This window comes from Streptomyces yatensis (genome assembly GCF_018069625.1).
In the GTDB taxonomy this organism is placed as follows: Bacteria; Actinomycetota; Actinomycetes; order Streptomycetales; family Streptomycetaceae; genus Streptomyces; species Streptomyces yatensis.
Genome location: NZ_CP072941.1, coordinates 1,652,709 through 1,670,523 on the forward strand (window position 1 = coordinate 1,652,709; position 17,815 = coordinate 1,670,523).

Annotated in this window: 20 protein-coding genes; 7 read left to right on the top strand and 13 right to left on the bottom strand. The window is 72.2% G+C overall.

Going from position 1 to position 17,815, the window contains the following annotated elements; translation table 11 throughout:
- Window positions 1–98 precede the first annotated feature (98 nt).
- Together J8403_RS06085 and J8403_RS06090 are read left to right on the top strand one after the other, a co-directional pair.
- A complete protein-coding gene (locus J8403_RS06085; RefSeq protein ID WP_211122237.1) occupies window positions 99–1,049 on the top strand; it encodes a cytochrome c oxidase assembly protein in 951 nt (316 codons plus the stop codon).
- 117 nt (window positions 1,050–1,166) lie between these two features.
- The gene (locus J8403_RS06090; protein ID WP_165449210.1) at window positions 1,167–1,322 is read left to right on the top strand and encodes a hypothetical protein; all 156 of its coding nucleotides are present in this window, start codon (window positions 1,167–1,169) and stop codon (window positions 1,320–1,322) included.
- 49 nt (window positions 1,323–1,371) lie between these two features.
- Here J8403_RS06090 and J8403_RS06095 read toward each other — a convergent pair whose 3' ends face one another.
- The 5 genes from J8403_RS06095 to J8403_RS06115 are packed head-to-tail and all read right to left on the bottom strand — an operon-like array spanning window position 1,372 to window position 5,778.
- The gene (locus J8403_RS06095) at window positions 1,372–2,832 is read right to left on the bottom strand and encodes a cytochrome P450 (RefSeq protein WP_211122238.1); all 1,461 of its coding nucleotides are present in this window, start codon (window positions 2,830–2,832) and stop codon (window positions 1,372–1,374) included.
- Window positions 2,829–3,479 carry a GTP-binding protein gene (locus J8403_RS06100; RefSeq protein ID WP_211122239.1) on the bottom strand — a complete coding sequence of 217 codons (651 nt, stop codon included), beginning with the start codon at window positions 3,477–3,479 and terminating at the stop codon, window positions 2,829–2,831. Before J8403_RS06100 ends, J8403_RS06095 begins: the two co-directional genes overlap by 4 nt.
- Window positions 3,460–3,822 carry a DUF742 domain-containing protein gene (locus J8403_RS06105; RefSeq protein WP_211122240.1) on the bottom strand — a complete coding sequence of 121 codons (363 nt, stop codon included), beginning with the start codon at window positions 3,820–3,822 and terminating at the stop codon, window positions 3,460–3,462. The genes J8403_RS06100 and J8403_RS06105 overlap by 20 nt, the downstream gene beginning before the upstream one ends.
- Window positions 3,819–4,238 carry a roadblock/LC7 domain-containing protein gene (locus tag J8403_RS06110; protein ID WP_211122241.1) on the bottom strand — a complete coding sequence of 140 codons (420 nt, stop codon included), beginning with the start codon at window positions 4,236–4,238 and terminating at the stop codon, window positions 3,819–3,821. The genes J8403_RS06105 and J8403_RS06110 overlap by 4 nt, the downstream gene beginning before the upstream one ends.
- Window positions 4,231–5,778: a sensor histidine kinase gene (locus J8403_RS06115; protein WP_211122242.1), complete on the bottom strand. Its 1,548-nt coding sequence runs from the start codon at window positions 5,776–5,778 to the stop codon at window positions 4,231–4,233. Before J8403_RS06115 ends, J8403_RS06110 begins: the two co-directional genes overlap by 8 nt.
- 266 nt (window positions 5,779–6,044) lie before the next feature.
- Between J8403_RS06115 and J8403_RS06120 the strand changes: the two genes are divergently transcribed.
- Window positions 6,045–7,100, top strand: a complete 1,056-nt coding sequence (locus J8403_RS06120) for an NAD-dependent epimerase/dehydratase family protein (protein ID WP_211122243.1) — start codon at window positions 6,045–6,047, stop codon at window positions 7,098–7,100.
- 79 nt (window positions 7,101–7,179) lie between these two features.
- On the opposite strand, the gene J8403_RS06125 is transcribed toward J8403_RS06120, so the two are convergent.
- From J8403_RS06125 to J8403_RS06155, 7 genes are all read right to left on the bottom strand, one after another.
- Window positions 7,180–8,832 carry an alpha/beta hydrolase gene (locus J8403_RS06125; RefSeq protein WP_211122244.1) on the bottom strand — a complete coding sequence of 551 codons (1,653 nt, stop codon included), beginning with the start codon at window positions 8,830–8,832 and terminating at the stop codon, window positions 7,180–7,182.
- A 128-nt stretch (window positions 8,833–8,960) separates the two neighbouring features.
- Entirely contained in the window at window positions 8,961–9,818 is an 858-nt protein-coding gene (locus J8403_RS06130) for an urease accessory protein UreD (RefSeq protein WP_246585716.1), read from the bottom strand.
- Window positions 9,815–10,507 carry an urease accessory protein UreG gene (gene ureG, locus J8403_RS06135; protein WP_211122245.1) on the bottom strand — a complete coding sequence of 231 codons (693 nt, stop codon included), beginning with the start codon at window positions 10,505–10,507 and terminating at the stop codon, window positions 9,815–9,817. Before ureG ends, J8403_RS06130 begins: the two co-directional genes overlap by 4 nt.
- Window positions 10,508–10,566: 59 nt before the next feature.
- Entirely contained in the window at window positions 10,567–11,226 is a 660-nt protein-coding gene (locus tag J8403_RS06140) for an urease accessory protein UreF (RefSeq protein WP_211128099.1), read from the bottom strand.
- A 550-nt stretch (window positions 11,227–11,776) separates the two neighbouring features.
- Window positions 11,777–13,498 (bottom strand): urease subunit alpha, encoded by a 1,722-nt coding sequence (locus J8403_RS06145; RefSeq protein WP_211122246.1) that lies wholly within the window; start codon window positions 13,496–13,498, stop codon window positions 11,777–11,779.
- A complete protein-coding gene (locus J8403_RS06150; RefSeq protein ID WP_211122247.1) occupies window positions 13,491–13,802 on the bottom strand; it encodes an urease subunit beta in 312 nt (103 codons plus the stop codon). Before J8403_RS06150 ends, J8403_RS06145 begins: the two co-directional genes overlap by 8 nt.
- A 16-nt stretch (window positions 13,803–13,818) precedes the next feature.
- Window positions 13,819–14,121, bottom strand: coding sequence for an urease subunit gamma (locus J8403_RS06155; protein ID WP_211122248.1), 303 nt, complete (start codon window positions 14,119–14,121; stop codon window positions 13,819–13,821).
- A 323-nt stretch (window positions 14,122–14,444) separates the two neighbouring features.
- On the opposite strand from J8403_RS06155, the gene J8403_RS06160 reads away from it, so the two are divergent.
- The gene (locus J8403_RS06160; RefSeq protein WP_211122249.1) at window positions 14,445–15,398 is read left to right on the top strand and encodes a M28 family metallopeptidase; all 954 of its coding nucleotides are present in this window, start codon (window positions 14,445–14,447) and stop codon (window positions 15,396–15,398) included.
- A 48-nt stretch (window positions 15,399–15,446) separates the two neighbouring features.
- On the opposite strand, the gene J8403_RS06165 is transcribed toward J8403_RS06160, so the two are convergent.
- Entirely contained in the window at window positions 15,447–15,761 is a 315-nt protein-coding gene (locus J8403_RS06165) for a type II toxin-antitoxin system Phd/YefM family antitoxin (RefSeq protein ID WP_211122250.1), read from the bottom strand.
- Window positions 15,762–15,842: 81 nt separating this feature from the next.
- Between J8403_RS06165 and J8403_RS06170 the strand changes: the two genes are divergently transcribed.
- The 3 genes from J8403_RS06170 (at window position 15,843) to J8403_RS06180 (ending at window position 17,774) form a co-directional block, all read left to right on the top strand.
- Window positions 15,843–16,478 carry an ATP-dependent Clp protease proteolytic subunit gene (locus J8403_RS06170; protein ID WP_211122251.1) on the top strand — a complete coding sequence of 212 codons (636 nt, stop codon included), beginning with the start codon at window positions 15,843–15,845 and terminating at the stop codon, window positions 16,476–16,478.
- 5 nt (window positions 16,479–16,483) lie between these two features.
- Window positions 16,484–16,792 carry a hypothetical protein gene (locus J8403_RS06175; RefSeq protein WP_211122252.1) on the top strand — a complete coding sequence of 103 codons (309 nt, stop codon included), beginning with the start codon at window positions 16,484–16,486 and terminating at the stop codon, window positions 16,790–16,792.
- A 508-nt stretch (window positions 16,793–17,300) separates the two neighbouring features.
- The gene (locus J8403_RS06180; protein WP_211122253.1) at window positions 17,301–17,774 is read left to right on the top strand and encodes a C40 family peptidase; all 474 of its coding nucleotides are present in this window, start codon (window positions 17,301–17,303) and stop codon (window positions 17,772–17,774) included.
- The last annotated feature ends 41 nt before the right edge of the window (window positions 17,775–17,815 follow it).

Below are 17,815 nucleotides of genomic sequence, written 5' to 3' on the forward strand. Positions count from 1 at the left end.
GCCGACTCCCACCGCGGCCGTCCATTGCGCAACCCTTACGGCGAGCAACCAGGTCCGCGAGAGCGGCGCCGGTTTAGGCGCAAAAAGGGGAGCACCGGATGGATCACGGCGGGCACGGCATGATGATGGATTTGCCGCCGTTCACGCTGTCGCGCGGGTTGGAGTTCGGCGGCGATCCGTTCTTCCTGGTCGGCTGTGTGCTGGCGCTCGGTCTTTACGGCTGGGGCGCCGCGCGGCTGTGGCGGCGCGGTGACGCCTGGCCGGTGGGGCGCCTGGTCTCCTTCGCGCTCGGGGTGCTGACCATCGCGGTCGCGATGTGCACCAAGCTGAACGACTACGGCATGGTCATGTTCAGCGTCCATATGGTGCAGCACATGATCATCAGCATGGTGTCGCCGATCCTGCTGCTGCTGGGCGCGCCGGTCACGCTGACCCTGCGGGCCCTCCCGGCGGCCGGGCGCGGCCGCAAGGGGCCCCGGGAGCTGCTGGTCGCGCTGTTGCACAGCCGCTATACGCGGATCATCAGCCACCCGGCGTTCACCATCCCGCTGTTCATCGCGAGCCTGTACGCGCTGTACTTCACCTCGCTCTTCGACTTCCTGATGGGGAGCAAGGCCGGGCATATCGCGATGATGGTCCACTTCCTCGCGGTGGGCCTGGTCTTCTTCTGGCCGATCATGGGCGTGGACCCGGGGCCGCACCGGCCCGGCTATGTGATGCGGATGCTGGAGCTGTTCGCGGGCATGCCGTTCCACGCGTTCTTCGGCATCGCGCTGATGATGGCGTCCGAGCCCATGGTCGGGGTGTACGAGCACCCGCCCGCCTCGCTCGGCATCGACGCGCTGTCGGACCAGACCTGGGCGGGCGGGATCGCCTGGGCCTTCAGCGAGATCCCGTCGGTGATCGTCCTGGTGGCGCTGGTCTACCAGTGGTACAAGTCCGAGCAGCGCCAGGCGCGGCGCATCGACCGCACCGCGGACCGGGACGGCGACCAGGAGCTCGCGGCGTACAACGCCTATCTGGCCTCGCTCCAGTCCCGGAGCCAGTGAGGGCGGGACCCGCAGCCTGCTAGCGGCGGGGCCCCGGACCGCGAGACCATGGACCCGGGCCCCGAGCGGCCCGGGTCCTGGCGAAGGGGCGTCAGGACCGCCGTGAGGAGGTCGGGGATGCCCGGATCCGCTAAGACGATGACGGTGGCCACGGTGGGGGGCCTGGTGCTGGTGACGGCCTACACCGTGGCCCTGGGGAGCAACGGCTGGCTGTGGTTCAGCTGGGTGGTGCTCGGCCTGCTGACCGTGGGGGTCGTGGTCGCCCGGGGCTGAGCGGCGGGCCGCCGTCATCCCTACGGAGGGCGGCGGGCCGCCGTCATCCCTACGGAGCGGATCCCGAGGGCCTGCCCAGCAGCCACCGCCATAACGCCACCCACCACGGGACGCGCCCGGGATCCGTCGCCCCGGGCTCCTCGGGGACCGCTTCCGGAGCCTCCTCCTCGGGCAGCAGGCGCGGCCGGGGGGCGAAGAGGGTCGCGGCGGGGTCCTCCATGCTCTCCGGCTCGGGGCGGCGGGGCATGAACTCCGCCGGCAGCGCCACGAGATGGCGGGAGATCCAGGACGAGAGCCAGGTCAGCTCGGACTCGTCGACGGCCAGCCGGAGGTCGGGCAGCCGCAGCAGCAGGGTGTCGATGGCGGTGTCGGTGATGGCGCGGCCGATGTCCTGCCCCGGGCATTCATGGGGGCCGCCGCTGAAGGCGAGATGGGACCGGTTGCCGTACATCGGCGCGGCGATGTCGGGGCGGATGGCCGGGTCGACGTTTCCGGCGGCCAGCCCCAGCAGCAGCATGTCCCCGGCCCGGATCCGCTGACCGCCCAGCTCGGTGTCCCCGGTGGCCCAGCGGCCGGGGACGACCGTGAGCGGGGGCTCGTTCCACAGCACATGCTCGATGGCGTCCGGCAGGGTCATATGGCCACCGGCCAGGGAGGCGCGGAAGCGCGGGTCGGTGAGGACCATGCGCAGCGTGTTGGCCATCAGATTGGTGGTGGTCTCATTGCCGGTGAGCAGCACCAGCCGCAGATGCTGGACCACCTCCTCCTCGGTGAGGCCGGAGGGGTGGGCCAGCAGCCAGGACGCCAGATCCTCGCCGGGGTCGGCGCGCTTGCGGTCCACCAGGCCCTGGAGGGCGTCGGTGACATACGCGTCGCTGCGCAGGGCCGTCTCGGTGCCCTTCATCAGGTCCCGGGTGGCCTCGACCAGCCGGGGGCCGTACTCGTCGGGCATGCCGAGGAGTTGGGTGAGGACGAGCATGGGCAGCTGCTGGGCGAAGGCGGTGACCAGTTCGGCGCCCCCGTGGGCGCAGAAGTCGTTGACCAGCTGATGGGTGAAGCGGGTGACGTGGCGGCGGATGCCCCGGCGGTCCAGGCGCCCCATGGACTCGGTGAGCGCGGCCCGCAGCCGCTCGTGCTCGTCGCCGTCGGCGAAGGTGCACATGGGCTGCCACCCGACCACCGGCAGCAGGGGCGAGTCGGCGGTGATCCGCCCGTCCTTCCAGGCGTGCCAGTGGCGGGAGTCGCGGGAGAAGCGGGAGGGGGTGCGGGACACCTCCAGGTTCTCGCGGTAGCCCAGCAGCAGCCAGGCCGGTATCCCACCGTCGAGCACGATCGGGGCCACCGGGCCGTGCTCGGCCCGCAGCCGCTCGTACAGGCCCATCGGGTCCTTCTCGTTCTCGGGCCCGAGGAGGTCCACCAGCCCGGCGTCGGACAGCGCGGGGTGGACGGGGCACCGGGTGGGCGGCAGGTCGGCCGTCCCGGTGCCGGGGTCGTCGGGGTGAGAGGTCACGGTGTCTCCGGGGTCACGGTGTGAAGGGATTGCAGGTGGCGCACGAGGGTGAGGAGGGTGTCGCGGCTGGAGGCCCGGTCACGGGCATCGCAGTCGATCATCGGTACGGAGTCGGGCAGGTCCATGGCGGCGCGCAGCTCCGCCATGGGGTGGACGGGGGCCTCGGGGAACGCGTTGACCGCGACCACGAAGGGCACACCGCGCTCCTCCAGCCGCCCGACCGCGTCGAAGCTGACTTCCAGACGGCGGGTGTCGATCAGGACCACGGCACCGAGGGCGCCCTCGAAGAGGCCGTTCCACAGGAACCAGAACCGCTCCTGGCCGGGGGTGCCGAACAGATAGAGCACCAGCCGTTCGTTGAGGCTGATCCGGCCGAAGTCCATCGCGACGGTGGTCTCGGTCTTGCGCTCGATCCCGGCGATGTCGTCGACGCCGACCCCGGCCTGGGTCATGGTCTCCTCGGTGGTCAGCGGGCGGATCTCGCTCACCGAGCCGACCATGGTCGTCTTGCCGACCCCGAACCCTCCGACGATCACCACCTTGACGGCGGCGGCCGCGGAGGCCGGCAGTGTGTCCTCGCTGCGCGGACCGACGATCTCCCCGGATACCGCGGATTCCCCGGATGGCTCAGAGCTTCTGTAGTCCATGCATCACCGCCCGCAGCAGTTCAGGGTCGGGCAGCACGGCTGCCGGGACCGGCGCCCTGGCCTCCACCCGGCCGTCCCCCAGCAGCTCCGCGAGGATCACGGTGACGGTGGAGACGGGCAGGACCAGATACGCGGAGATCTCCGCCACCGACAGGGGAAACGGGCACATCCTCAGCACGGCGGCGCTCTCGGGTGCCATCCCCGGCTCCGGTTCGGCGCGCGCCACGATCAGGCTGACGAGTTCGACGGGCCGCTGCCGGGGGGCGGGCAGGGCGCGGCCCCGGCTGACGGTGTAGAGCCGCTCGGGGCCGCCCTCGTCCCACGCCTTGGCGGGCTCGCTCATGTCACCCGTCCGTCGACGCGCGGCGGGCTGCTGAGGTGTTCGCCGAGCCGTGCGACCAGGTCTCTCATGCACTGGCCCATCAGTCCGGCGTCCACGCTGTCCTCGGCGAGCACCGCCAGATACGAGCTGACGCCGGCCGCCATCAGATAGAAGAAGCCGCCGTCGACCTCGATGACGACCAGCCGCATCCGCCCGTCCCCGTCGGGGAATTCGGTGGCGATCGCACCGGAGAGGCTCTGCAGCCCGGCGCAGGCGGCGGCCAGCCGGTCGGCGGTGTCCTTGTCCGTACCGACCTGGGCCATGCACAGGCCGTCCGAGGACAGCAGGACCACGTGGCGGGTCTGCGGAACGCTGGAGGCCAGGTCCCGGAGCATCCAGTCCATGTTGAACCGCGGTTGCGTCACTTGCCTACTCATCCTTGTCTGACGGGAGCGGGGTGTTCGGGGTATCCGGGGTGCCGGGGTGCTTCCGGGTGTCCGGCACGGCCGTACCGGCGTCGGCCGCCGGGATCGGCTCGCCATTGAGCCCCTTGGTGAAGGCGTCCAGCCAGATCCCCGGCTGCACGGGCGGCCCGGCCGGTTCACGGGGCGCGGGGGGCGCCGCCGGGGGTCCGGAGTCGACCCTGATGGGCGGGTTGACCACGGGCATCCGGCGGCGGCGCTGCGGGAGTCCGGCGCCGTTCTGCCGGAAGCCGGGGCCGGGGCGGCCCTGGGCGATCGGGCTGGTCCGGGTGGGCGACGGCAGGGGCGTGGCCCGCTTGATGGGCTTGGGCGGGGGCAGTTTGGCCGCGCGGGCGATCGCGCCGCCGGGCGCGGGGGTGGGGCAGATGATGTCCTGCGGTACGACCAGCACCGCACGCACCCCGCCGTACGCCGAGGGCCGCAGCGAGACCTGGAAGCGGTACTTCACGGCGAGCCGGCCGACCACGGCCAGACCCAGCCGCGGTGTCTCGCCCAGGTCGTTGAGGTCGAAACCGGTCGCCGCCTGGACCAGGACCGCGTCGGTGCGCCTGCGCGCCTCCTCCGACAGGCCCACCCCGGCGTCCTCGATCTCGATCGCGACCCCGGACTGCACCTCGATCGCGGTCAGATGCACCCGGGTCTTGGGCGGCGAGTAGCGGGTGGCGTTGTCCAGCAGTTCGGCGAGGGCGTGGATGAGCGGCTCCACCGAGGGCCCGACGATGGCGACGTCCGCCACCGAGTGCAGATCCACCCGCTCGTATTCGAGGATGCGGGACATGGCGCCGCGGCAGACATTGAACAGCGGCACCTCCTTCTGCCACTGACGGCCCGGGCGCTGGCCGCCCAGGACCGCGATGGAGTCCGCCAGCCGGCCGATGAGGGCGTTGCCGTGGTCCAGGTGGAGCAGGTCCTCGAAGACGTCCGGGTCGGCGCCGTGCTTGTCCTCCATCTCCCGCATGTCCTGGGCCTGTTGGTGGACGATGGCCTGCACCCGGCGAGCGATGTTGACGAAGGCCCGCTGGCCCGCGTCCCTCAGGTCCTCCTCGGCCCGTACGGTCTCCAGCACCGACCGCAGCAGAAGCTCGTGGGTGGCGTCGAAGTCCGGGTCGAGGCGGGGCGCGTGGTCGATGGCCCGCATCGCCTCGTCCACCATGGCACCGCGCTGCAGCCGGGTCACCGCCACCGGCAGCAGCTCCCGGGCCAGCCGCCGGATCGCCGTCTCCTGGTCCACCAGGCGCTGCCGCAGCTGGGTCTCCTGGGCCGTGAGCCGGGTGCGCAGCGTGGTGATCAGCCGGCCGCGGCGCATCGCCTCGGCCGCCGCCAGGGCCACCGCGAATGTCGCCGCCACCCCGCACCAGGCGACCGTGGCCCGCGCCCCGGACGGGACCACGACGACGGCCAGGGCCGCGCAGAACGCCATCGCGGCGGGAGGGATGACCCATACGAGCGTGGAGGCGGGCCGTCGGCCTCCGGATGAGGTGCCGGCGAAAACCATGGACATCCTTAAGAACAGCGGAGAGAAGATGCGTGCGAAATGCGGGCGGTGAGCCTGCCCGTCATGGGCCCTGGAGCTTAGCGGTTTCGCCGACGCGCGAATCGAATATGCCTTTTTCTTCGAAATGCATCACGGCTAATTCAAAGAGCGCGAAAAAGCGATCATCTTGTACTCACTGTTTGACCGTGAATGATCGCGCCACGGGCGAATCTGCTCGTGGCTAAGGAGTCTGGGCAGCGTGGCGGCCGGGCCCGTAGCGTCCCGGCATGACCATTGGCAGCGCATGTGTGATCGGGGCGACGGGGCAGATCGGCCGGGCGGCGGTGCGCGCGCTCGCCGCCGAGGGATGGCGGGTGCGGGCGGCCTCGCGCGGCGGGGGCCGCGACGAGAGCTGGCCCGCGTCCGTGGTGAGCGTGGCGGTGGACCGGGACGACGACGCCGCGGTGGCCGCGCTGATCGGGGACGGCTGCGATGTGGTGCTGGACTGCGTCGCCTACGGGCAGGCGCACGCGCGGCAGTTGCTGGGGCTCGCGGACCGGATCGGATCGGCGGTGGTGATGTCCACCGGGGCGGTGTACGAGGACGACCAGGGCCGGGGCTTCGGGACCCAGGACCGGCCCGACGGCGCCCCGCGCTATCCGGTGCCGCTCCCCGAGTCCCAGCGGACCGTCCCGCCGGGCGCGGGCTACGGCAGCCGTAAGGTCACGCTGGAGCGGGAGCTGCTGGCCGCCGGGGACCGGCTGCCGACGACCCTGCTGCGCGCGGGGGCGATCCACGGCCCGCACTGCCGTACGCCCCGTGAGCTGTACTTCGTCAAACGGGCGCTGGACGGACGGCCGGTGCGGATCCTGGCGTACGGCGGCCGCAGCCGGTTCCATCCGGTGCATGTCGACAACATCGCGGAGCTGGTGCGGCTGGCCGCCCACCGGCCCGGTTCACGGGTGCTCAACGCGGGCGATCCACAGGCCCCGACGGTCGCCGACATCGCCACCGCCGTGGACGCGGTGCTGGGGGTGCGCGGCGAGCTGGTGCTGATCGACGGGGAGCCGCCGCATCCGCATATCGGCAGCACCCCCTGGAGCCTGGCCCATCCGCTGGTCTACGACATGTCCGCCGCCGAACGGGAGTTGGGCTACCGCCCGGTGACCGGCTATATGGAATCGCTGCCGGCGACCGTCGCCTGGCTCGCGGACCGGCTGGCGGCCGCCCCGGACTGGCGCACCGCCTTCCCCGACATGGCGGCCGCCTACGACCCGATGGCCGATCTCTTCGACTACGCGGCCGAGGACGCGTGGCTGCGCGGCGCCGGCCACGCGCCCTGATCACTGCGGGGGAAACGGCGCCGGGCCCGTGCGGGGAACGCACGGGCCCGGCCCTTCACCACCTACCGCTACTCGTCGACTACTTGACGAGGGCGGCGGCCTCCTTGGCCGCCTTCGCGTCCTTGGCGGCCTTCGCGGACGCACCCGCCTTCGCGGGGACCGGCGTGGCGTGCGGAGCGCAGGTCACGTCCTTGGCGTCCACCGTGCCCTTGAGCAGGTAGGCGTCCACCCGGTCGTTGACACACGGGTTGACCAGACCGGTGACCCCGTGCGAACCGGCGTCCTTCTCGGTGACCAGACGCGAACCCTTCAGCCGCTTGTGCAGCTCCACCGCGCCCTCGTACGGGGTCGCGGCGTCACGGGTGCTCTGCACGATCAGCGTCTTGGGCAGCCCCTTGGCGGCCCCCACCTCCAGCGGGGTGTGCTGCTTGGCACCCCAGGTGGCGCACGGCAGGTTCATCCAGGCGTTGGACCAGGTCAGGAAGGGGTAGTCGCGGTGGAGCCGGGTGTTGTCCCGGTCCCACTTCGCCCAGCTGGTCGGCCACTTGGTGTCGGCGCACTCGACGGCCGTGTAGACGGCGTTGCCGTTCTCCGCGGCGATGTTGCCCGCGGTGTCGGACATGTCCGGGCCCGCGGCCTCGACCAGCGCCTTCTCATCGCCGGCGAGGTAGTCGCTCCACACCTGGGCGACGGTGGCCCACGACGAGTCGTAGTACGGAGCGCTCTGGAACAGCCCGAGCAGCTCGGCCGGGCCCACGACCCCGCCGATGGGGCTCTTCTTGGCGGCCGCGCGCAGCGTCTCCCACTGCTTCTGGACCTTCGCGGGGGTGTCGCCGATGTGGTAGGCGGCGTCGTTCTTGGCGACCCACGCCTTCCAGTCGTTCCAGCGCATCTCGAAGGCGACGTCCTGGTCCAGGTTGGCCTGGTACCAGATCTTCTCCCGCGAGGGGTTGACCACGCTGTCCACGATCAGCCGGCGCACATGGGTCGGGAAGAGCGTCGCGTAGACGCCGCCGATGTACGTTCCGTAGGACACGCCCAGGTAGTTGAGCTTCTTGTCGCCGAGCGCGGCCCGGATGACGTCGATGTCACGGGCGGTGTTGGGCGTCGTCATATGCGGCAGCATCCAGCCGCTGCGCTCGTTGCAGCCCTCGGCGTACTCCCGGGCCAGCTTGCGCTGGACCCGCTTGTCCGCCTCGCTGTCGGGCACCGGGTCCAGCTTCGGCGCCTTGACGGACTCCTGCGGGTCCACGCAGGAGATGGCCGCGGAGTGGCCCACGCCGCGCGGGTCGAAGCCGACGAAGTCGTACGCCTTCGAAGTCTTCGCCCACAGCGGGTTCTTGGTGGTGACCCGGGTCGGGAAGCGCAGCCCGGAGCCGCCGGGCCCGCCCGGGTTGTAGATCAGCGAACCCTGCCGCTCGGAGGCGGAGCCGGTGTTGCCGATCCGGTCCACCGCGAGCTTGATGGTGCGGCCGTTCGGCTTGGCGTAGTCGAGCGGCACGGTGACGTAGCCGCACTGGATGGGCTTGGCCAGCCCCCAGTCGGCCGGGCAGTCGGTCCAGTCGATGCCCTTCTTCGCGGCCTTGGCCGCGGCCACCGCCACGCCACGCGCCTCGGCGGCCCCACCGGGCGTCCGCTCCGAGGCCCCAGCCGTGGGGGCGGCCAGCGCACCGGTTATCAGCGCCCCGGTGATCACACCACCGGCCACGCCGAAGAGTGCTGTGCGTCTCACGTAGTAATCCCCCTGCTTTGTTGCGCCGCCTGGAGCGGCGATGATCACAGAGTGTCAGGCAGGATTCTTCTGTCTTGCTTACCGCCGAGTACAGGGCAAACCGCCGTTTCTTTATCAAGACGTGAACATCAGCCCACGGCCGCGGCCGCCTCGTCGAGGGCGCGGCGGAGGTGGAGCGCGTCCGGCGCCACGGCGGTGGCCAGGGCGCCGGGGCCGGTCAGGGGCGTGAGGACGGCGGTCCCGGTGAGGGCGCGGGGGGCGAGCGGGCCGGTGGCGTAGGACGGGTCGACGACGAGGAGCTGGCCCACCGCGCGGTGACCGCCGAGTACGGCGCCGCCGTCCCAGCCGAGGGCGCCGGGTCCGGGACCGGGGCCGTAGGAGAGTTCCTGGTCGAGGAGGGGCCGCCCGGCGCGGTGGACGGTGAGGCGGGCCGTCAGCTGGCCCGGAGGCTCGCCGGTACGGCCCAGGATCTGCTCCTCGCGGAGCACCAGGCGTGCGGTGGGGGCGAGTTCGACACGGGTGGTCATGCGCAGATCGCTGCCCTGGGCGGAGATCAGTGGCTCGGGCAGCCAGTGCAGGGTCGCGCCGTCGGCGACGGTCAGCCGGATCTCGTAGTGGGCGGGCTGCCCCGTCCGCCCGGGCAGGGCGATGGTGGCCGCGGCGGAACCGATGTACAGCCGGGCGCCCGGTCCGGCGGTCGCTTCCAGGGCGATGCGATCCCCACCGAGGGGCGCGCTCATGGCCCCGACCACGGTCACGCGCGCCTCCCCACCCACGGCCCGCGTACGCCGCAACGCGAGCGGGCCACCCCCGGCGAGCACGGGCAACGCGGTGCCACCGCGCCCATCCGCCTCGGCGAGGATGCGGGCGGTGGCGTGTACGGCGGTGGCCGGGGCGGGTGAGGTGTTGGGGGTGGACGGTGCGGCGGGGGCGCGCCCCGCATCTGAGCTGCCCGAGCCGCGCCCCGTGTCCGGGGCGGGCGTCATGCCGCCGCCGGCCACGCGGCCAGGCGTGCGCGGACCCAGTCGGCGACGGGGCGGACGCCGTCCTCGGCGACCAGGGAGGTGAAGGCGACGGGGAGTTCACCGCGCTGGGCCTTGGCGTCGCGGGCCATGCGCTCCAGGTCGGAGCCGACGTACGGGGCGAGGTCGGTCTTGTTGACGACGAGCAGATCGGCCGTGGTCACGCCGGGGCCGCCCTTACGGGGGATGTCGTCGCCGCCCGCGACATCGATGACGAACACCTGCGCGTCGACCAGGCCCTTGGAGAAGGTCGCGGTGAGGTTGTCGCCGCCGGACTCGACGAGGATCAGATCGAGCGGGCCCACGGTCTCCTCGAGCTCCTCGACCGCCTCCAGGTTGGCCGAGATGTCATCGCGGATCGCGGTGTGCGGACAGGCGCCGGTCTCCACGGCGGTGATGCGCTCGGCGGGCAGTACGGCGTTGCGCAGCAGGAACTCGGCGTCCTCGCGGGTGTAGATGTCATTGGTGACGACGGCGATGGAGAGCTGGTCGCGCAGCTCCCGGCACAGCGCGGCGACGGTCGCGGTCTTGCCGGAGCCCACCGGCCCGCCGAGGCCGATGCGCAGCGCCCGGTGGGTGCCGTCGGGGCGGTGGGGGTCGGCGGTGCCGTAGGTGTGGCGCGGGGGGTAGGTGTCCGCGTGGTCGAGATGCATGACGGCTCCGGTGTTCCGACGGGGGTGTGGGGGGTACGGGTCGCGGCCAACTGCCTCGGTCATGAGGCGAAGAGACGTACGGACCAGGTGGCGTGCTGTTCGGCGGCGATGTCGAGCAGGGGTGCGGAGGCGGCGGGCAGCACGCCCGGGCCGTCGTCGAGAGCGCGCCGCGCCGCCTCGGCGGCGCGGGCCGCGACGTGGTCGAGCTCGGGGGCGAGGCGGGCGAGGACAGCGGTGGCGTGGAAGGGGTCCAGGCTCAGCAGCCGTACGGCGGCGGTCGCGGGCCCGCTCACCGCCTCGTACCCGGCGGCGTACGCGGCGTCCGACGGCCCGAGTCCGGCGGCGCGCGCGGTGAGTCCGAGCACCACGGGCTGATGCGCCCCGCGCGGCCGGGCGGCGGCGAGGGCGTCCAGCTCGGGCGAGGGCCAGGTGGCCCGGGCGGCACGCATCAGCTGACGCCCGAGCCGCCGGGCGGTGGTGCGGAGTGCGGGGGCGGGGGTACGGGCGTCCGCCGCCTCGTCCAGCGCGAGCGGATCGAGCCCGGCGGCGGCCGCGGCGGCGAGCCCGGCCGCGGTGAGCCCGACGGTGTGCAACCGACCCCGGCAGAACGCCTCCAGGGAGGCCGCATCACGGATCCGGCCCGCCGCGACGGCGGCCTCGGCCCCGCCGGAGTGGGCATGACCCCCGGCCGGAAACCGACCGTCGGCAAGAATGAGCAGCGCGGCGACCCCACCACGAGCTTCGCTGCGAACCCCACCGCACGCTTCGCCCTGGACCCCGCCGGCGGGGTCGCCCCGGACCCCACCGCGGGCTTCGCTCTGATCCCCACCGAGGGTATCGACCCGGACCTCACCGAGTGCTTCACCTCGGACCCTGTCGGGGCCCTCGCCCCGGACCCCACCGCGGGCTTCGCTGCGAACCCCACCGGACGCTTCGCCCTGGACCCCGCCGGCGGAGTCGCCCCGGACCCCACCACGAGCTTCGCCCTCAGCCCCGCCGGGGCCCACGCTCCCGCCCGCGGGCCACCCTTGCGCGGCCCGTGGCCCCACCCCCGCCGCTCGCCCGGCGGGCATGTCTTCCGCCGCCTGGCGGGCCGGATGCGGCCCGTCCGGCGGCGGGTCGCCGGGGGCCCAGGGGGCGGCGCCCCCTGGTTGCGGGAAGGGGCGGGGTGGGGGAAAGTCCCCCTGCGGCAGCCCCCCACCCGTGGTCGGACCACCGCCGTCCCCAGAAGTCCGCGCCGGGATCTCGTTCGTCGTCATGACGGCCCCGTCAGAAGAGGAAGTACCGCTGGGCCATGGGAAGTTCCGTCGCCGGAGCCGGTTCCACGGGCTCGCCGTCGATCGTCACCGTGAACGTGTCGGGGTCGACCTCGACCCGCGGCAGGGCGTCGTTCTCCCGCATGTCCGCCTTCGTGACCCCTCGTGTGGAGCGGATCGGGGCGAACCGCTTATCGAGCGCCAGCCGGTCCACCAGCCCGTCCTCCAGCGCCGCGGACGTCACGAAGTTGACCGAGCCCCTGGCCGCCGCGCGGCCGAGCGCGCCGAACATGGGGCGCGGCAGGACCGGCTGCGGGGTCGGGATGGAGGCGTTGGCGTCGCCCATCTGCGCGTAGGCGATCTGGCCGCCCTTGATCACCAGTTGCGGTTTGACGCCGAAGAACGCGGGGTCCCACAGCACGAGATCGGCCAGCTTCCCGGTCTCGATGGAGCCGATCTCCCCGTCGAGGCCCTGGGCCACCGCCGGGTTGATGGTGTATTTGGCGACATAGCGACGCGCCCGGTGGTTGTCGGCACGGCCGTCGCCGGGGAGGGCGCCGCGCCGGCGCTTCATCACATGCGCGGTCTGCCAGGTGCGCAGCACCACCTCGCCGATCCGTCCCATGGCCTGGGAGTCGGAGGAGATGATCGAGATCGCGCCGAGGTCGTGCAGCACGTCCTCGGCGGCGATCGTGCTGGGCCGGATGCGGGACTCGGCGAAGGCGAGGTCCTCGGGGACGGCCGGGTTGAGGTGGTGGCAGACCATCAGCATGTCGAGGTGTTCCTCGACGGTGTTGACGGTGTGCGGGCGCGTCGGATTGGTGGAGCTGGGCAGCACATGCGGCTGGGAGACCACGGTGATGATGTCGGGCGCGTGCCCGCCGCCCGCGCCCTCGGTGTGATACGCGTGGACGGAGCGCCCGGCGATGGCGGCGAGGGTGTCGCCGACGAAGCCCGCCTCGTTGAGGGTGTCGGTGTGGATGGCGAGCTGGGCGCCGCTCTCCTCGCAGACGCCGAGGCAGGCGTCGATGGCGGCGGGGGTCGCCCCCCAGTCCTCATGGATCTTGAATCCGAGGGCTCCGCCGCGCAGTTGGGACCACATCGCCTCGCGCGAGACGGTGTTGCCCTTGCCGAGCAGTCCGATGTTGACCGGATATCCCTCCAGCGCCTCGAACATCCGGGCGAGATGCCAGGGGCCGGGGGTGATGGTGGTCGCCTTGGTGCCCTCGGCGGGGCCGGTGCCGCCGCCGACGAGGGTGGTGATCCCGGAACAGAGCGCCTGGTCGACGAGGGTCGGGGAGATGAAGTGGACATGGGCGTCGACGGCGCCCGCGGTGAGGATCCTGCCGTTGCCCGCGATGACCTCGGTCTCGGGCCCGATGACGAGGTCGGGGTGGACGCCGTCCATGGTGTCGGGGTTACCGGCCTTGCCGATGCCGGTGATACGGCCGTCACGCAGGCCGATATCCGCCTTGACGACGCCCCAGTGGTCGAGCACGACGGCGCCGGTGATCACGGTGTCGGGGGTGCCCTCGGCGCGGGTGGCGCGGGACTGGCCCATGGATTCGCGGATCACCTTGCCGCCGCCGAAGACCGCCTCGTCCCCGGCCCGGCCGGGCCCGCCGCTACGGTCCTCCTCGATCTCGATGAACAGGTCGGTGTCGGCGAGCCGGATCCGGTCCCCGGTGGTGGGCCCGAAGAGATCGGCGTACGCAGCGCGGTGGAGCTCAGCCATCGAGCCGTCCTCCCGTCTCCCCGCGCAGTCCCGGCACGATCCGCTCCCCCGCGATCGGGATCAGGTCGATCTCGACGGGGATGCCCGGTTCGAAGCGCACGGCGGTGCCCGCGGGGATGTCCAGCCGCTTGCCGCGGGCGGCGGCGCGGTCGAAGTCGAGGCCGGGGTTGGCCTCGGCGAAGTGGTAGTGGGAGCCGACCTGAACGGGCCGGTCGGCGGCGTTGAGCACGGTGAGACGGGTCACGGGCCGCCCCTCGTTGAGGGTCACCGGCTCATCGGCGTGCAGGATCTCTCCGGGGATCACGGATACGCCCCTCCCCTCAGGCGATCGGCTGATGGACGGTGACCAGCTTGGTGCCGTCGGGGAAGGTGGCCTCGACCTGGACGTCGTGGAGCATCTCGGGGACGCCCTCCATGACCTCGTCGCGGGTGAGCACCTGGCGGCCGGAGGCCATCAGCTCGGCGACACCGCGGCCGTCCCGGGCCCCCTCCAGGATGTGGGCGGTGATCAGCGCCGTCGCCTCGGGGTGGTTGAGGAGTACGCCCCGGCCCCGTCGCTTCTCGGCCACGTCGGCGGCCACATGGATGAGCAGACGTTCCTGCTCATGTGGGGTCAAATGCATGCTTCCCACCTCATCCCCTCATCTTCGTACCGCCCGGCGGAAACCACCCGCTCAGCGCGGACCGGGGCGGCTCGCACCCGGCCTGAGCAGGCTAGTTCCGTGGCGTTTCGTCAGCGTTAACTGATCAGTCCCCATCGCCGCTGGTCAAGCCGGTCGGGCGGGTCTCGGACAGGCTCCGGCCCGGCACCCGATTTCCGCTCGGCGGACCCCTGTGTCCGCCTATCGCACTTGACGGCCCCGCCGCGTAGCCCCGATTCTCATCACCGCACCACCATGATTCACCTGCTCCGCTCCAACCCCCCACATCACAACGGAGCCCAACTGTGAAGCGAATAGTGTCATTTCGCCGCGGGACCCTCGCGGCGGCAACCGGTGCCGCGCTCACCGCGGCCCTGCTGACCGGCGCCTCCGGCGCCGGGGCCACCGTCACCAACCAGGCCGCCGCCCCCGACGTGGACGTCGCGGCGGTCAAGGCCGACCTGGGCGAACTGCAGTCCATCGCGGACGCCAACGGCGGCAACCGCGCCCATGGCCGGCCCGGCTACCAGAAGTCCGTGGACTTCATCAAGGGCAAGCTGGACGAGGCCGGATTCACCACCTCCGTGCAGGAGTTCACCTCCGGCGGCAAGAAGGGCTACAACCTCATCGCCGACTGGAAGGGCGGCGACGAGGGCAAGGTGGTGATGGCCGGATCCCATCTCGACTCGGTCGAGGCCGGCCCCGGCATCAACGACAACGGTTCCGGCTCTGCCGCGATCCTCGAGGTCGCGCTCGCCGTGGCCAAGGCCGACCTCCAGCCCACCAACCACCTGCGGTTCGCCTGGTGGGGCGACGAGGAGGACGGCATGGTCGGCTCGACGCACTACGTCGACAGCCTGGCGGACGACGACAAGTCGAAGATCGACTCCTATCTCAACTTCGACATGCTCGGCTCCCCCAACCCGGGCTACTTCGTCTATGACGACGACCCGGAGCTGGAGAAGGTCTTCACCGACTGGTACTCCGCGAAGAACATCTCCACCGACCCGGAGACCGAGGGCGACGGCCGCTCGGACCACGCCCCGTTCAAGGACGCGGGGGTGCGGGTCGGCGGTCTGTTCACCGGCGCCGAGGCCACCATGAGCCAGGAGCAGGCCGACAAGTGGGGCGGCAAGGCGGGCGAGGCGTTCGACCCGTGCTACCACTCCGCCTGCGACAAGACGTCGAACATCGACGACAAGGCGCTGGACCTGAACACCGACGCCATCGCCAACGCGATCTGGACGCTCAGCTCCTGACGAGCGTCCCCGCACCCGACCGGCGCTGAGCCGGTCCTGTCCCGTCCGTCACTCCTCGCGGCCCGGACGCCGATCCCCGGCGTCCGGGCCGTTGTGTTCCGCCGCGATGCCGAAGCGCCGCCGTTCGCCCGGAGCGGACGAGGTGGGGCGCATCGATGACACGGTGCTGATCACCTGCTCCTCCGCGCGCTCCTCCGCGCCCGCCGCGATCTCCTCCAGCCGCCGCAGGTCAGCGGCGGAGACCAGGGCGACAAGCGGCTTCCCGTGGCGCGTGACGACCACCCTCTCGCCGCCGTACACCACGCGGTTGATCAGCTCCGCGAGCTCTGCACGGGCTTGCGTCACCGGAATCTCGTAAGCCATGCTCCCATCATATCGGGATGTACATCCTGTACATTTTTTACGGAGCCAAGCCCACGACGCCCGACGCCGAGAGGTGACGCGATGGAACGATCGACCGCGCGCTATGTCCTGCCCGAGTTCACCGAGCGCACCAGCTCGGGGACGCACACCATGGACCCGTACTCCAAGCTGCTCTCCGAGCGCATCGTCTTCCTCGGCACCCCCATCGACGACACCGCCGCCAACGATGTGATCGCGCAGCTGATCCATCTCGAACACGCCGCGCCCGAGCAGGACATCTCGCTCTACATCAACTCGCCCGGCGGCTCGTTCGGGGCCATGACGGCGGTCTACGACACCCTGCACTTCATCTCCTGCGACATCGAGACGATCTGCCTGGGCCAGGCCGCCTCGGCGGCCGCCGTGCTGCTGGCCGCCGGCACCCCGGGCAAGCGGCTGGCCCTGCCGGGGGCGCGGATCCTCATCCACCAGGCCGCGTTCGCCGAGCCGGTCGAGGGCACCACCTCCGATCTCGAGATCCAGGCCAATGAGCTGCGGCGCACCCAGGAGACGCTCGAGCAGATGCTGGTGCGGCACACCGGCCAGAGCGCCGAGCGGATCCGGGCCGATATCGACCGCGACAAGATCTTCGACGCCGAGGGCGCGGTGGCGTACGGGCTGGTGGACCAGGTCACCCAGAGCCGTAAGCTTCCGGGCACGCCGTCGCGGGCGAGGTGAGCGCGGTGCTGCCACCGGAGCTGCCCCCGCTGCCCGCGCTCACCCGCGCGGAGGGGAACGTCGTGGACGGCTATCTGGACGTGGTCGATCTGCTGGGCCGGATCAACCCGGCGCGCGGCAGCGACACCTATGGCGGTCTGCGGGCCGCCCAGGCCCTGGTGGGGAAGGCCACCGCGCTGCGGGACGCGCTGGCGCTGATGCATGAGCGCGGGGAGAGCGAGCTGCACACCGCGACCCTGGCCCGGGCCTTGCGGGTGCTGGACGGGGAGCGGCGCGCGGCGCGGGTCACGCTGCCCCCGGCGCTGCGCGCCTGAGACGCGCCCGTCCGGGGTGCGGGACTGTCGCCGTCGAGGGGTGCGCGGCTCGCCTGTCGACAGTGCGGAGCCTCGCCCGCCGGGAGCGCGGGGGCGTCACCCGTCGGGGGCGCCCAGTCGTCACACGTCGAGGGCGCCCGGCCGTCACCCGCCGGGAGCGCGGAGCCGTCGCCCGTCGGGAGCGCGGAGCCGTCACCCGCCGGGGCCGCCCCGCCGTCGCCCGAACGGCGGAGTCGGATTCCGGCGGCCCGGGCCGGGCCGGCTTGCGGCCCGCGGGCGTCCCGGGTCCGCGTCCCCGTCCGCCCCACCACGCCCCGACCCGGCCGTTCGCGCAGGTCACGGAGGTGGGGCGGGGCGGCCGGCACCACCCGAACGGCCCCGCAGTGACCACCGTCACACCGCGCCCTCTCGAGTCGGAAGCGGCGCCGCGGCTGCGTGACCATCCCAGGGGACGACAGGACTCCGCCACCACACCGGGGCGGAGTCGGCTCACGAAGGGTGGCGCGTGATGTCTGCGCACATACGTATCCCCAGGATGTTCTCGCGAGCGAGCGCCGTCTCGGCCCTCACCGTCGCCGCTGTGGGGGGCACCGTGGCGACCCCGGGCTATCCAACGGAGGCCGAGGCCACGACCGCCGCGGCCAAGGCGCTGCGGATCGCGGCGTCGAAGAAGGGCGCACCGTACAAGTACGGCGCGGAGGGGCCCAAGCGCTTCGACTGCTCCGGGCTGACGCAGTACGCCTACAAGCGGGCCGGGAAGCGGCTGCCGCGCACCGCGGCCGCGCAGTACAACCGGACCCGCCACATCAAGGCCGGCTCCCGCAAGGGCGGGGACCTGGTGTTCTTCCACTCCGGGAGCGGGGTCTACCACGTCGGCGTGTACGCGGGCGGCGGCCGGATCTGGCACGCCCCCAAGACCGGCACGGTGGTGCGGCTGGAGCGGATCTGGACCAAGAAGGTCTGGTACGGACATGTGCGCTGACCCGCCGTAGGTGTCAGTGACCGTGGGTAGGTTGACGGGGC

Excerpts from the sequence above, each read along its gene's own strand:
- J8403_RS06145 (WP_211122246.1), bottom strand. The coding sequence starts at position 13,498 with ATGGCTGAGCTCCACCGCGCTGCGTACGCCGATCTCTTCGGGCCCACC.
- J8403_RS06180 (WP_211122253.1), top strand. The coding sequence starts at position 17,301 with ATGTCTGCGCACATACGTATCCCCAGGATGTTCTCGCGAGCGAGCGCC.
- J8403_RS06120 (WP_211122243.1), top strand. The coding sequence starts at position 6,045 with ATGACCATTGGCAGCGCATGTGTGATCGGGGCGACGGGGCAGATCGGC.
- J8403_RS06100 (WP_211122239.1), bottom strand. The coding sequence starts at position 3,479 with ATGGACTACAGAAGCTCTGAGCCATCCGGGGAATCCGCGGTATCCGGG.
- J8403_RS06090 (WP_165449210.1), top strand. The coding sequence starts at position 1,167 with ATGCCCGGATCCGCTAAGACGATGACGGTGGCCACGGTGGGGGGCCTG.
- J8403_RS06130 (WP_246585716.1), bottom strand. The coding sequence starts at position 9,818 with ATGACGCCCGCCCCGGACACGGGGCGCGGCTCGGGCAGCTCAGATGCG.
- J8403_RS06170 (WP_211122251.1), top strand. The coding sequence starts at position 15,843 with ATGGAACGATCGACCGCGCGCTATGTCCTGCCCGAGTTCACCGAGCGC.
- J8403_RS06155 (WP_211122248.1), bottom strand. The coding sequence starts at position 14,121 with ATGCATTTGACCCCACATGAGCAGGAACGTCTGCTCATCCATGTGGCC.
- J8403_RS06085 (WP_211122237.1), top strand. The coding sequence starts at position 99 with ATGGATCACGGCGGGCACGGCATGATGATGGATTTGCCGCCGTTCACG.
- J8403_RS06165 (WP_211122250.1), bottom strand. The coding sequence starts at position 15,761 with ATGGCTTACGAGATTCCGGTGACGCAAGCCCGTGCAGAGCTCGCGGAG.
- J8403_RS06110 (WP_211122241.1), bottom strand. The coding sequence starts at position 4,238 with ATGAGTAGGCAAGTGACGCAACCGCGGTTCAACATGGACTGGATGCTC.
- J8403_RS06115 (WP_211122242.1), bottom strand. The coding sequence starts at position 5,778 with ATGGTTTTCGCCGGCACCTCATCCGGAGGCCGACGGCCCGCCTCCACG.
- J8403_RS06105 (WP_211122240.1), bottom strand. The coding sequence starts at position 3,822 with ATGAGCGAGCCCGCCAAGGCGTGGGACGAGGGCGGCCCCGAGCGGCTC.
- ureG (WP_211122245.1), bottom strand. The coding sequence starts at position 10,507 with ATGCATCTCGACCACGCGGACACCTACCCCCCGCGCCACACCTACGGC.